This is a genomic window from Streptomyces sp. GMY02 (genome assembly GCF_019056675.1).
Lineage (GTDB): Bacteria > Actinomycetota > Actinomycetes > Streptomycetales > Streptomycetaceae > Streptomyces > Streptomyces odonnellii.
On record NZ_CP077658.1, the window covers coordinates 5,554,847 to 5,567,796 of the forward strand.

The following is a 12,950-nucleotide window of genomic DNA, read 5'->3' on the forward strand; positions in this document are numbered from 1 at the left end:
GTTTTCGGGTCCTTGAACCCGGGAACGGCGGGCACAGCTCTGTGCGCCCAGGCGCGCCCAGATGCGTGCCGGTGCCCGGCCGGTCAGTAGGACAGGCCATGGCCGATCGGATAGAGCACCAGCGCCGGGTCGTCCGCGTGCTGTACCGGTACGGGCAGCCGGCCCCGCGGCCGCACCCGCCCCCCGATCACCCGCGCCGCGGCCCGTACTTCGACGTCCGTCCAGGAGTAGACGGCCAGCGAGGCCGTGACGCCGGACAGCCGCGCGATGTCATACGGATTGCGGATGGCGACCGAGACCACGGGCACACCGGTCGCGGCGAGCGCGCTGACGAGCGTGCGCTGCGTACTGGTCGCCGAGACGTTGTACGTGGCCACGATCACCGCGTCCTTGCCCCGGGCCGCCGTTACCGCGGCCTCGATCTGCGCCGCGCTCGGGGCCGTACCGGTGGACAGGGCCGTGGCGGTGAAGCCCAGCTCGGTCAGGGCCTTGGCGAGTACGGTGGTCGGCGGACCGGTCGTCCCGGACGGCGAGGCCGGATCCGCCCCGACGACCAGCAGATTCTTCTTGCGACGGGGGTTCAGGGGCAGCAGTCCCTTCTCGTTCACGAGCAGCGTGGTGGTGTGCTCGGCGATCCGGTCGGCGGCGGCGAGATGCGCCCGGGTGCCGACCGTACGGTCCAGATCCCGCTCCGAGACGGTGGCGTCCCGGAACAGGCCCAGCCGTTCCTTCAGTTCGAGGATGCGGAGGATGGACTCCTCGATGCGGACCTCGCTGATCTCACCGTCCTTGACGGCGGTCAGGACGGCGTTCCAGGCGAGCCGCAGATCGGGCGGATTGAGCAGTTGGTCCACCCCCGCCTTGAGCGCGAGCACCGGCACCCGGGCGTCACCGTACTTCTGCCGTACGCCCTCCATCCCGAGCGCGTCGGTGATGACGACGCCCTTGTAACCGAGCTGCTCGCGCAGAACGCCGGTGACGATGGGGCGCGAGAGGGTGGCCGGGTCCTCGCTCGGGTCCAGGGCCGGGACGACGATGTGCGCGGTCATGATCGAGGCGACGCCGGCCTTGATCGCGGCCCGGAACGGCGGCGCGTCCAGCTCGGTCCACTGCTCACGGGTGTGGTGGATGGTGGGCAGTGAGTAGTGGCTGTCGTCCTTGGTGTCGCCATGGCCCGGGAAGTGCTTGGCCGCTGTGGCGATCCCGGCGCTCTGATAGCCCGTCACCTGCGCGGCGACCATACCGGCCACGGCCTGCGGATCGGCACCGAAGGAGCGGACCCCGATAACGGGGTTGGCCGGGTTCACATTGACATCCGCGTCGGGCGCGTAGTTCTGGTTGATGCCCATGGCGGCCAGCTCCGCGCCCGCGATCCGCGCGGCTTCGCGGGCGTCGGCGTGCGAACGGGACGCACCGAGCGCCATCGCCCCGGGCATCAGCGTGGCCGGCTTGCCGACGCGGGCGACGATGCCGTGCTCCTGGTCGGTGGCGATCAGCAGGGGGACGGGGGTGTTCTGCGCCAGGCCTGCCTTCTGGATGCCGTTGGAGAGGTCGGCGATCTGGCGCGGATCACGGGTGTTGTGCGCCCAGGCGAAGTAGATGATGCCGCCGACGTGGTACGTGGAGATCAGCTCGGCGGCGGTCCGCACGCCGATCTCGGCGAGGTTGGCGTCGATGTCGGCCTGGTCGGGCGCGGTCGCGGAGTGGCCGTACACCCGCATCACAAAGAGCTGGCCGACCTTCTCCTCCAGGCTCATACGTGAGATCAGGCGGCGGAGGCGGTCGCGGCGGTGCGCGGCGAGGTGCGGGGAAGCGGCGGCCACAGGGGTGGCCTGGCCGGCAACGGCGGCCGCTGCTACGGCGGTTGCGGCGAGGAGAGCGCGTCTGGAGATGGTCCGGTCGTGCACTGGTGCTCCTTCCGGCTGTGCGCTGCGGGAGAACTGAAAAAAACTTCCAAACTCAAACGAGTATCCGGGAAGTAACTGCCAGTCAAGGGATCCGCCACGGAAAGCCCCTCTGTGCGGCGTGTATGTACAGCGGCGGCATGGCGGTCTGGCGCGACAGCGGCACGGCGGCGAGGAGGGCCGCCACCGGCGCAGGCAAGGGGGGCGCACCGGTGGCGGTGTGCGACCGGCCGCGGGCGGCTGAAGAGGGGAGTCGGCGATCGCAGCCAGCGGGCGAGGCCGACACCGCCGCGCAGATTTATCGGCGCACACCTGTAAGACGAGTGGTATGGGTCGGAGGTTCCGAAGGTCCGGAAATTCCGTGATGGGCGGACGGGCGCGGTACGAGCGCTCCCGGAGGAGACGAGACTGCCGGTGCCCCGCCGGGGCGCCCGCTTCCGCCCCTGTCAGAGGCTCTCCAGATACTCCCGCCCGGCCGCCAGCAGCCCCGGCAGCTCCTCCGCCGACGGATACCAGCGCTTTTCGTACTCCCAGCACACCCAGCTCGTGTCATCGAGCAGCGCCAGGCACTCGCCCAGTGGCAGCACCCCCGCACCCAGCGCGAGCGGTGTGGTGTCCCGCGCCGAGGCGATGTCCTTCACCTGGACATAACCCAGGTAGGGGCCGAGCGCCGCATGTGTGGCGACCGGATCCTCGCCGCCCAGCCAGGTGTGCATCACATCCCACAGCGCCCCCACCTGCGGATGCCCCACCAGCCCCAGCACCCGGGCCGCGTCCGCTCCCGTGCGGTGCGAGTCATGTGTCTCCAGCAGGATCCGGACACCGACATCCGCCGCCGTTTCCGCCGCCCGGGCCAGCCGTCGCGCCGCCGTCGCGTCGGCGTCGGCCGGATCCTGGTCGCCGCCGCCCGGGAAGACCCGGACGAACGAGGCACCCAGATCCCCTGCCAGCCGCACCAACTCCTCCAGCTCCTGACGCACCCGGTCCCCATCGGCCTCCGCGCTTGCCACCCGCGCGTACCCCGCCACCGTCAGGATCTCGATGCCCGCCCGCTCGAACTCCTCGGCCACCGCCGCCCGTTCGCGCCGGCCGATCCCCGGATGCACCGGCTCCTCCGGATGGGCCCGCAGCTCCACCCCCTGATACCCCGTCGAGGAGGCGAGTGCGACAACCTCGGGGATGGGCAGTCCTGGGACTCCGAGAGTCGAGAACGCGAACTTCACCGGCCTGTCTCCTCTCACTGCCCGCTCCCCGGTCCGTCCTGGGATATGACCGCTTCTTCCCTCAGTGGAAGCCGCCAGTCCTGCCCGATCAGGTCCGCTCCGTACGAGTGGTGAGGTTCCTCCGCGACCAGAGTGAACCCGGCCCGCTGATACAGGGTGCGCGCCGCCGCCAGGACGTCGTTCGTCCACAGCACCAGCTCCCGGTACCCCGCAGCCCGGGCGAACTCCACCACTGCCGAGACCAGCCGCTCCCCCAGACCATGCCCCCGAGCCCCGGGCTCGACCAGCAGCAGCCGCAGCCGTGCGGTGTGCGGCGCGGAGTCCCGTACCTCCGGCGGGTCGTCCCGTACACACATCACCGAACCCACCGGACTGCCGTCCAGCTCGGCCATCCAGACCCGCTCCAGCAGCGGATCGTGGTCCCGGGCGAAGTCCGCCACGATCCGGGCGACCAGGCCTTCGAACTCGGTGTTCCAGCCGTACTCCGCCGCGTACACCGCGCCATGGCGCTGCACGATCCAGCCCAGCTCGCCGGGGACCGGCTCGCGCAGCACCCGCCCGTCACCGTACGGCGGCCCGGGGCGCCCGGCACCGAGGATGTCCCGTACCGTCCGCATCGCCTCCGTCAGCTCCGCGCGGCGCTCGGGCTCGACCCGGGAGAGCAGTGAGCCGACGGCCTCCCGCGACCGCTCGTCCAGCAGCGCGGCGGCCTTGCGGCCCCTCGCCGTCAGCGTTATCCGCTGGCGCCGTGAGTCCTGCTCCGAGGGTGCGCGCCCCACCAGCCCGTCGCGCTCGAACTTGGTCAGCAGCCGGCTCAGATATCCCGCGTCGAGCGACAGCTCGACGCGCAGATCGGCGGCGTCGGTGCGCGGCGCGTGCGCCAGTTCGTACAGCAGCCGCGACTCGGTGAGCGTGTACGGCGTGTAGAGGTGCTTGCTGTAGTCGAGCGCCCCGATGAGATTCGTGTAGAAGCGGTTGAACGCGCGGATTTCCTGGACAGCCATGACCCACCCCCGACTTTCCCGGATCTGTTCCCCGGGTCTCTTCCCCGGGTCTGATCCCCGGACTTTTTCTTTGACTGAGTCAACGCTACGTCCGGCCCCCGTCAGCCGACAAGGCCATGCCGACTCCTTGGCGCCTACTCGCCACTCGCCTCCCGGCCGCCCCGCAGACCCCGCCGCCCCCGCGGATCCGAAGTCCCCCGGCCGCCCCGCGAAAGCCGCGGTCCCTCCGCGACCGCCCTGGTTCCCCCGGTCTCCCCGGCCTCAGTCCGCCGCCCGCGGTGGTGCCGTCGACGCCCGCGCCATCAGCTCCGCCGCGATCGTCGCCATCCCGCCCGGCGGCGGCGCCTCCGTCCCCATCGCCAGCCGCCCCGCCCGTGCCCCCGCCTCGTACAGCGGCAGCCGTACGGTCGTCAGCGCGGGCACCGCGTCCACCGCGAACGGCAGATCGTCGAAGCCCGCCACCGATACGTCCTGCGGAATGCGCAGCCCCTGCTCGCGCACCGCCGCGCACGCCCCCAGCGCCACCGTGTCGTTCGCGGCGACGACGGCGGTCAGATCCGGTGCGCGGCGCAACAGCTCCAGCGTCGCCTCGTACCCCGAGCGCCGGGTGTACGGACCGTGCACCGTCAGCCGCTCGCGCTCCTCGTCCGTCCCTCCGGCCGGCCATCCCCCGGCCGGCCCTGCCGCCGCCATCGCCGCCCAGTGCCCCTCCAGCCGGTGCCGGGTCGTTGTACGTTCCAAGGGCCCCGCGACATAGCCGATCTTCCGGTGCCCCAGCGCCAGCAGATGTTCCGTCAGCCGCCGTCCGCCGCCCCGGTTGTCGAAGGCCAGCGCCGCCACGATCGCGTCGCTGTCCGTCAGCGGCGGGCGCCCGCACAGCACCACACGCGTCCCGGCGTCCGCGAGTCTGGCCAGCTTTGAGGTCATCGCGGCGGTGTGCCGCGGGTCTTCGAGCGCCCCGCCGGTCAGGATGACGGCCGCGGCCCGCTGGCGCTGGAGCAGGGTCAGATAGGTCAGCTCGCGCTCGGGTGAGCCGCCCGTGTTGCAGACGATCGCGAGTTTCTCGCCACCCGCCCTGCCGGTCCCTTCCTGGCCGCCGATCTCGGTCTGGGCGGCCCCGGCCATGATCCCGAAGAACGGGTCGGCGATGTCGTTCACCAGGATGCCCACCAGGTCGGACGTCGCGGCGGCGAGCGAGCTGGCGGGCCCGTTCAGCACATAGTCCAGCTCGTCCACCGCCCGCAGCACACGCTCCCGGGTGGCGGCGGCCACCGGGTAGTTGCCGTTCAGCACGCGGGAGACGGTGGCGGGCGACACCCGGGCGCGGGCCGCCACATCCGCCAGGGTGACTGTCATCTGCTTCCTCCGAGGGGTACGAGGGTGATCTCCGAAGGCCTGCGCGGGAGATCGGGGCGGGCTCTTGTACCGGCCGCTGTCGCAGGCTAGCTTTCTACCTCATAGAAAGCGCTTGCTACGGTGGTATGGAGGGAACTTCGTGACACGCAGGACAGTGCGGATCGCCATGAACGGCGTCACGGGGCGCATGGGATACCGGCAGCATCTGATCCGTTCCGTCCTCGCGATCCGCGAGCAGGGCGGACTCGACCTCGGCGACGGCGATGTGCTGTGGCCGGAACCCGTCCTTGTAGGCCGTCGTGAACACGCCCTCAAGGAGATCGCGGAACGGCACGGCCTCACCGAGTGGTCCACCGACCTCGACACCGTGCTGGCCGACTCCGCGGTCGACATCTACTTCGACGCCCAGGTCACCTCCGCCCGCGTCGAAGCCCTCAAGAAGGCGATCGCCGCGGGCAAGCACCTCTACGCGGAGAAGCCCACCGCCACCGGCCTCGACGACGCCCTCGAACTCGCCCGGCTCGCCACGGCCGCCGGAATCAAGCACGGCGTAGTCCAGGACAAGATTTTCCTGCCGGGGCTGCTCAAGCTGAAGCGCCTGGTCGAAGGGGGCTTCTTCGGCGAGATCCTGTCCGTGCGCGGCGAGTTCGGCTACTGGGTGTTCGAGGGCGACTGGCAGCAGGCGCAGCGTCCCTCGTGGAACTACCGTGCCGAGGACGGCGGTGGCATCACCGTCGACATGTTCCCGCACTGGGAGTACGTCCTGCATGAACTGTTCGGCCGGGTCACCAGCGTCCAGGCGCACATCACCACACACCTTCCGCAGCGCTGGGACGAGCAGGGCAAGCCGTACGCCGCGACCGCGGACGACGCGGCGTACGGGATCTTCGAACTGGACGGCGGCGCGGTCGCGCAGATCAACTCCTCCTGGACGGTCCGGGTCAACCGCGACGAACTGGTCGAGTTCCAGGTCGACGGCACCTACGGTTCGGCTGTGGCGGGTCTGCGCCGCTGCCGTGTCCAGCACCGGAGCACCACCCCCAAGCCGGTCTGGAACCCGGACCTGCCCGTCACGGAGCCCTTCCGGGAGCAGTGGCAGGAAGTCCCGGACAACACCGAGTTCGAGAACGGCTTCAAGGCACAGTGGGAGCTTTTCCTGCGCCATGTCGCGCTCGACGAGCCCTACCACTGGGACCTCCTCGCGGGCGCGCGAGGTGTGCAACTCGCCGAACTCGGGCTGCGGTCGTCGGCAGAGGGGCGCCGTCTGGACGTACCGGAGTTGACGCTGTGACCCTGCTCCTGCCCTCCGCCGACGGCGGATCCCATCCGTACACACCACGCCAGGAGCCCGCTTCCTTCAACGCCTCCTTTGCTGCCGGACGGGCGTCAGAAGGAGGCGCACCTGGCGGAGGGGCGCATGAAGGAAGGGCGCCGCTCGCGTCCCGTACGGTCTTCGCCGCGGCCCATGTCGTCGCCGACCCGTACGCCGACACCGCCCCCGGCGCGCCCGCCGCCGTCGACTGGGACGCCACGCTCGCCTTCCGCCGCCACTTGTGGTCGCACGGACTGGCGGTCGCCGAGGCCATGGACACCGCGCAGCGCGGCATGGGCCTGGACTGGGCGGGTGCCGCCGAGCTGATCCGCCGCTCCGCCGCCGAGGCGAAGGCGACCGGCGGCCGGATCGCCTGCGGAGCCGGCACCGATCAACTGCCGCCGGGAACCGCCTCCCTGGACGCCGTACGCAGGGCGTACGAGGAACAGCTTGCGCTCGTCGAGGAGAGCGGCGCTCAGGCCATCCTGATGGCCTCACGGGCCCTTGCGGCGGCCGCGCGGACCCCGGATGACTATCTCGGTGTGTACGCCCCTCTCCTGAGGCAGGCCGCAGGACCGGTCGTACTGCACTGGCTCGGCCCGATGTTCGACCCCGCCCTGGAGGGCTACTGGGGCAGCCAGGACCTCGACGCGGCCACGGAGACCTTCCTCCAGGTCGTCGCCGAACACCCGGACAAGGTCGACGGGGTGAAGATCTCCCTGCTGGACGCCGGCCGCGAGATCGAGCTGCGCCGCCGTCTTCCGGAGGGCGTGCGCTGCTACACGGGCGACGATTTCCACTATCCGGAGCTGATCGAGGGTGACGAACAGGGCTTCAGCCATGCCCTCCTAGGCATCTTCGACCCGCTGGGACCACTGGCCGCGCAAGCTGTCCGCGCCCTCGACACGGGCGATACGAAGGGCTTCAGAGAGCTTCTGGACCCCACCGTCGAGCTGGCCCGCCATCTCTTCCAGGCACCTACCCGCTTCTACAAGACGGGCGTGGTTCTGCTGGCTTGGCTGGCCGGCCACCAGAGCCACTTCACCATGGTCGGCGGCCTCCAGTCGGCCCGGTCACTGCCGCATCTCGCGCGTGCCTACGAACTGGCCGACGGGCTCGGGCTGTTCCCCGATCCGGCACTGGCCGAGGCCCGGATGAAATCGCTGCTGTACGTGTACGGAGTACACCAATGACCGGCCCGTCGGGCGAGGACGCCCTGACCCGCTTCAGCGTCAACCAGATGACGGTCAAGCAACTCACACTTCCCGAACTGACCGAAGCGTGCGTACGCCTCGGTGTGCCGGCCGTCGGCCTGTGGCGCGAATCGGTCAGGGCGTACGGGGTCGAGGCCGCCGCGAGGCTCGTACAGGACGCCGGACTCACCGTCACCACGCTCTGCCGGGGCGGCTTCCTCACCGCGACCGAACCGGCCCTGCGAGCCCAGGCGCTGGCCGACAACCGTGCCGCGATCGACGAGGCGGCCACCCTGCGCACGGACACCCTTGTCATGGTCTCCGGCGGGCTTCCGGAGGACAGCCGTGACCTGCGAGCGGCAAGGGAACGGATCGCCGACGCGCTGGCCGAGCTGGCGCCGTACGCGGCGGAGCGGGGCGTCCGGCTCGCGATCGAGCCCCTGCACCCGATGTTCGCGGCCGACCGCTGTGTGGTCTCCACCCTCGACCAGGCTCTCGAACTGGCAGAACGCTTTCCGGCCGACCAGGTCGGGGTGGTCGTGGACACGTACCACGTCTGGTGGGACGACCGGGCCCCCGCGGCTGTCGCCCGGGCCGCCGGCCGGATCTTCTCCTTCCAGCTCGCCGACTGGACGACCCCGCTCCCCGCGGGGGTCCTGAACGGCCGCGGCCAGCTCGGGGACGGCGCGATCGACCTGCGCGCCTGGCGGGAACGGGCCGACGCGGCGGGCTATACGGGCCCGGCCGAGGTGGAGCTGTTCAACGACGGACTGTGGGCGCGGGACGGTGTGGAAGTGCTCGCGGAGGTCATCGACCGCTACGTCCGGCACGTGCGCTGAAATCACTCTGCGAAACCGTGCAACCCTTTCCGGGTGACATGAGTCGTACTCGTCATCAGGGCCTTCGGGGGGAAGGGATCCGGGGGGATCGGAAGGCCCTGATGACAGGGGGAGCGCGCGGGGCCCGGTCAGTTGGCCGGGCCCCCTGTAGTGCGTGTGGTTGTGCGCGTGGCTCCGGTGCCGCGACGGGGCGAACGCTGCCCGGAGGGGCCCTGGACCGCCGGCGCAGGCCGGAGTTGTCCACAGGCCCGCGGTGATGTCGGAGCCGGGCGGTAGCGTCGGGGCATGTCCAATCCAGCGGTGCTCGAAGCCGTTCTTGAGCGGATCACCTACGCCAATGAGGAGAACGGCTACACGGTCGCGCGCGTCGACACGGGCCGCGGCGGCGATCTGCTCACCGTGGTCGGCGCGCTGCTCGGCGCGCAGCCGGGCGAGTCCCTGCGCATGGAGGGCCGCTGGTCCTCGCACCCGCAGTACGGCAAGCAGTTCACGGTGGACAACTACACAACGATCCTGCCGGCCACCATCCAAGGGATCCGCCGCTATCTGGGCTCCGGTCTGATCAAGGGCATCGGCCCGGTGTTCGCCGACCGGATAGTCGAGCACTTCGGCCTCGACACCCTCGACATCATCGAGCAGGAGCCCAAGAGACTGATCGAGGTGCCGGGCCTCGGTCCGAAGCGCACGAAGCGGATCACCGCGGCCTGGGAGGAGCAGAAGGCCATCAAGGAGGTGATGGTCTTCCTTCAGGGCGTCGGAGTCTCCACCTCCATCGCCGTCCGCATCTACAAGAAGTACGGGGACGCCTCCATCTCGGTCGTCAGGAACGAGCCGTACCGCCTAGCGGCCGATGTCTGGGGCATCGGCTTCCTCACCGCCGACCGGATCGCCCAGGCCGTGGGCATTCCGCACGACAGCCCGGAGCGGGTCAAGGCGGGCCTGCAGTACGCCCTGTCCCAGTCGACCGAGCAGGGGCACTGTTTCCTGCCCGAGGAGCAGCTCATCTCGGACGCGGTGAAGCTGCTGGCCGTCGACACAGGACTGGTCATCGAGTGCCTGGCCGAGCTGGCGGGGGAGGACGAGGGAGTCGTACGGGAGACGGTGCCGGCACCGGACGGCGGCGAGCCGGTCACCGCGGTCTATCTGGTCCCGTTCCACCGCGCGGAGCTGTCCCTGTCCGCCCAGTTGCTGCGGCTGCTGCGCACCGGGGAGGACCGGATGCCGGCCTTCCGGGACGTGGCCTGGGAGAAGGCGCTGCTGTGGCTGGCGGGCCGTACGGGCGCGGAGCTGGCCCCCGAGCAGCGGCAGGCGGTCCGGCTGGCGCTCACCGAGAAGGTCGCCGTCCTGACCGGCGGCCCCGGCTGCGGAAAGTCCTTCACGGTCCGCTCGATCGTCGAGCTGGCGCGGGCCAAGAAGGCCAAGGTGGTGCTTGCGGCGCCCACCGGGCGGGCGGCCAAGCGGCTCGCGGAGCTGACCGGCGCCGAGGCGTCCACGGTGCACCGGCTGCTGGAGCTGAAGCCGGGCGGGGACGCGGCGTACGACCGGGACCGGCCGCTCGACGCCGATCTGGTGGTGGTCGACGAGGCCTCGATGCTCGATCTGCTGCTGGCCAACAAGCTGGTCAAGGCGGTGGCGCCGGGCGCGCATCTGCTGCTGGTCGGGGATGTGGACCAGCTCCCCTCGGTCGGGGCGGGTGAGGTGCTGCGGGATCTGCTGGCCGAGGGCGGTCCGGTGCCGAAGGTCCGGCTGACCAGGATCTTCCGCCAGGCCCAGCAGTCCGGTGTCGTCACCAATGCCCACCGCATCAACTCCGGGGTGCAGCCCATCACCCAGGGCCTCTCGGACTTCTTTCTCTTCGTCGAGGACGAGACGGAGGACGCGGGCCGGGTCACGGTCGATGTCGCGGCCCGCCGTATCCCCGCCAAGTTCGGGCTCGACCCCCGGCGCGATGTCCAGGTCCTGGCTCCGATGCACCGGGGCCCGGCCGGCGCGGGCGCGCTCAACGGTCTGCTCCAGCAGGCCATCACCCCCGCCAGACCGGATCTGCCCGAGAAGCGAGTGGGCGGCCGGGTCTTCCGTGTCGGCGACAAAGTAACCCAGATTCGCAACAATTATGAGAAGGGGGAGAACGGGGTCTTCAACGGCACCGTGGGCGTGGTCACCTCGCTCAACCTGGACGATCAGCGCCTGACGGTGCGGACGGACGAGGACGAGGAGGTGCCGTACGACTTCGACGAACTGGACGAGCTGGCGCACGCGTACGCCGTCACGATCCACCGCTCCCAGGGCAGCGAGTATCCGGCCGTGGTCATCCCGGTCACCACCGGTGCCTGGATGATGCTCCAGCGCAATCTGCTCTATACGGCCGTCACACGCGCCAAGAAGCTGGTGGTGCTGGTCGGTTCCCGCAAGGCCATAGGGCAGGCGGTACGGACGGTCTCGGCGGGCAGACGCTTCACCGCGCTCGACCACCGGCTCGCGGGGACCCTCATGGGGACTTCCACAACCGGGGCGAAGGGGGCAGGATGAGCACCCCGGCGGCACTGAGTGCCGCCAAAAGGCCGAATGGCCGACCCCGAGTGCACTCTCCTGAGCCAAATGGGGGATGGTAGAGACAGTCAGGGCACCTCGAAGAAGAGGCACTACGTCGGTGAGGGATGACGTGAGCGAGAAACGCGACAACGCGGTAGTACTGCGGTACGGCGACGGCGAGTACACCTACCCGGTGATCAACAGCACCGTCGGCGACGAAGGCTTCGACATCGGGAAGCTCCGGTCCCAGACCGGCCTGGTCACCCTGGACAGCGGCTACGGCAATACCGCGGCCTACAAGTCCGCCATCACCTACCTCGACGGCGAACAGGGCATCCTCCGCTACCGCGGCTATCCCATCGAGCAGCTCGCCGAGCGGTCCAGCTTCGTCGAGGTGGCGTATCTGCTGATCAACGGTGAACTGCCGACGGTCGACGAGCTCGCCGCGTTCAAGAACGAGATCACGCAGCACACGCTGCTGCACGAGGACGTCAAGCGCTTCTACGACGGATTCCCGCGCGACGCCCACCCCATGGCGATGCTGTCCTCCGTGGTCAGCGCGCTGTCCACGTTCTACCAGGACAGCCACAACCCGTTCGACGACAAGCAGCGCCACCTCTCCACGATCCGGCTGCTCGCCAAGCTGCCGACCATCGCCGCGTACGCGTACAAGAAGTCGATCGGTCATCCCTTCGTCTACCCGCGCAACGACCTCGGGTACGTCGAGAACTTCCTGCGGATGACCTTCTCGGTCCCGGCCCAGGAGTATGTGCCGGACCCGGTGGTGGTCTCGGCGCTGGACAAGCTGCTGATCCTGCACGCGGACCACGAGCAGAACTGCTCGACCTCCACCGTGCGCCTCGTCGGTTCCTCGCAGGCGAACATGTTCGCCTCGATCTCGGCCGGCATCAGCGCCCTGTGGGGCCCGCTGCACGGCGGCGCCAACCAGTCGGTGCTGGAGATGCTCGAAGGCATCCAGGCCTCCGGCGGCGATGTCGACAGCTTCATCCGCAAGGTCAAGAACCGGGAAGACGGCGTGAAGCTCATGGGCTTCGGGCACCGCGTCTACAAGAACTTCGACCCCCGGGCGAAGATCATCAAGGCGGCGGCGCACGATGTCCTCTCGGCGCTCGGCAAGTCCGACGAACTGCTCGACATCGCGCTCAAGCTCGAAGAGCACGCGCTGGCCGACGACTACTTCGTCTCGCGCAAGCTCTACCCGAACGTGGACTTCTACACCGGTCTGATCTACCGGGCCATGGGCTTCCCGACCGAGATGTTCACCGTGCTCTTCGCGCTCGGCCGGCTGCCCGGCTGGATCGCCCAGTGGCACGAGATGATCAAGGAGCCGGGCTCGCGCATCGGCCGTCCGCGCCAGATCTACACCGGCGAGGTTCTGCGCGACTTCGTCCCGGTCGAGGCCCGCTGACGTCGAAGGCCGCTGACATCGAGGCCCGCTGACGCATCCGTCCAGCGCCGTACGGCACCTGCCGTACGGCCGCGTACGGAGCGCCTCGCGCCACGTATCGCCACGTATACGGAGCGAAAAGCGCCCCGCTGCCGATCCCCCCACGGGTCGGCGAGCGG

Annotated in this window: 9 protein-coding genes; 5 read left to right on the top strand and 4 right to left on the bottom strand. The window is 70.0% G+C overall.

Annotated features, from left to right (window positions below):
* Positions 1-83 precede the first annotated feature (83 nt).
* From KQY30_RS23520 to KQY30_RS23535, 4 genes are all read right to left on the bottom strand, one after another.
* Positions 84-1,907, bottom strand: coding sequence for a glycoside hydrolase family 3 protein (locus KQY30_RS23520; protein ID WP_217308525.1), 1,824 nt, complete (start codon positions 1,905-1,907; stop codon positions 84-86).
* A gap of 443 nt (positions 1,908-2,350) precedes the next feature.
* Positions 2,351-3,127 carry a sugar phosphate isomerase/epimerase gene (locus KQY30_RS23525; RefSeq protein ID WP_217308526.1) on the bottom strand — a complete coding sequence of 259 codons (777 nt, stop codon included), beginning with the start codon at positions 3,125-3,127 and terminating at the stop codon, positions 2,351-2,353.
* Positions 3,128-3,141: 14 nt separating this feature from the next.
* A complete protein-coding gene (locus tag KQY30_RS23530) occupies positions 3,142-4,131 on the bottom strand; it encodes a helix-turn-helix domain-containing GNAT family N-acetyltransferase (RefSeq protein ID WP_217308527.1) in 990 nt (329 codons plus the stop codon).
* Positions 4,132-4,392: 261 nt separating this feature from the next.
* Positions 4,393-5,487, bottom strand: a complete 1,095-nt coding sequence (locus tag KQY30_RS23535; RefSeq protein ID WP_217308528.1) for a LacI family DNA-binding transcriptional regulator — start codon at positions 5,485-5,487, stop codon at positions 4,393-4,395.
* Between the two features lie 139 nt (positions 5,488-5,626).
* Between KQY30_RS23535 and KQY30_RS23540 the strand changes: the two genes are divergently transcribed.
* The 5 genes from KQY30_RS23540 to KQY30_RS23560 all read left to right on the top strand — a co-directional run bounded on the left by KQY30_RS23540 (position 5,627) and on the right by KQY30_RS23560 (position 12,792).
* On the top strand, positions 5,627-6,778 hold the full coding sequence (locus KQY30_RS23540; RefSeq protein WP_217308529.1) for a Gfo/Idh/MocA family protein: 1,152 nt from the start codon (positions 5,627-5,629) through the stop codon (positions 6,776-6,778).
* Complete coding sequence (locus KQY30_RS23545; protein WP_217308530.1) at positions 6,775-7,992, top strand: dihydrodipicolinate synthase family protein; 1,218 nt, start codon at positions 6,775-6,777, stop codon at positions 7,990-7,992. The genes KQY30_RS23540 and KQY30_RS23545 overlap by 4 nt, the downstream gene beginning before the upstream one ends.
* The gene (locus tag KQY30_RS23550; protein WP_217308531.1) at positions 7,989-8,831 is read left to right on the top strand and encodes a sugar phosphate isomerase/epimerase; all 843 of its coding nucleotides are present in this window, start codon (positions 7,989-7,991) and stop codon (positions 8,829-8,831) included. The genes KQY30_RS23545 and KQY30_RS23550 overlap by 4 nt, the downstream gene beginning before the upstream one ends.
* A gap of 285 nt (positions 8,832-9,116) precedes the next feature.
* Positions 9,117-11,360: an ATP-dependent RecD-like DNA helicase gene (locus tag KQY30_RS23555; RefSeq protein WP_217308532.1), complete on the top strand. Its 2,244-nt coding sequence runs from the start codon at positions 9,117-9,119 to the stop codon at positions 11,358-11,360.
* A 133-nt stretch (positions 11,361-11,493) separates the two neighbouring features.
* Positions 11,494-12,792, top strand: a complete 1,299-nt coding sequence (locus KQY30_RS23560) for a citrate synthase (RefSeq protein WP_217308533.1) — start codon at positions 11,494-11,496, stop codon at positions 12,790-12,792.
* Positions 12,793-12,950 lie beyond the last annotated feature (158 nt).

Coding starts and splice junctions, on each gene's coding strand:
- KQY30_RS23535 (WP_217308528.1), bottom strand. CDS start 5,487: ATGACAGTCACCCTGGCGGATGTGGCGGCCCGCGCCCGGGTGTCGCCC.
- KQY30_RS23530 (WP_217308527.1), bottom strand. CDS start 4,131: ATGGCTGTCCAGGAAATCCGCGCGTTCAACCGCTTCTACACGAATCTC.
- KQY30_RS23550 (WP_217308531.1), top strand. CDS start 7,989: ATGACCGGCCCGTCGGGCGAGGACGCCCTGACCCGCTTCAGCGTCAAC.
- KQY30_RS23555 (WP_217308532.1), top strand. CDS start 9,117: ATGTCCAATCCAGCGGTGCTCGAAGCCGTTCTTGAGCGGATCACCTAC.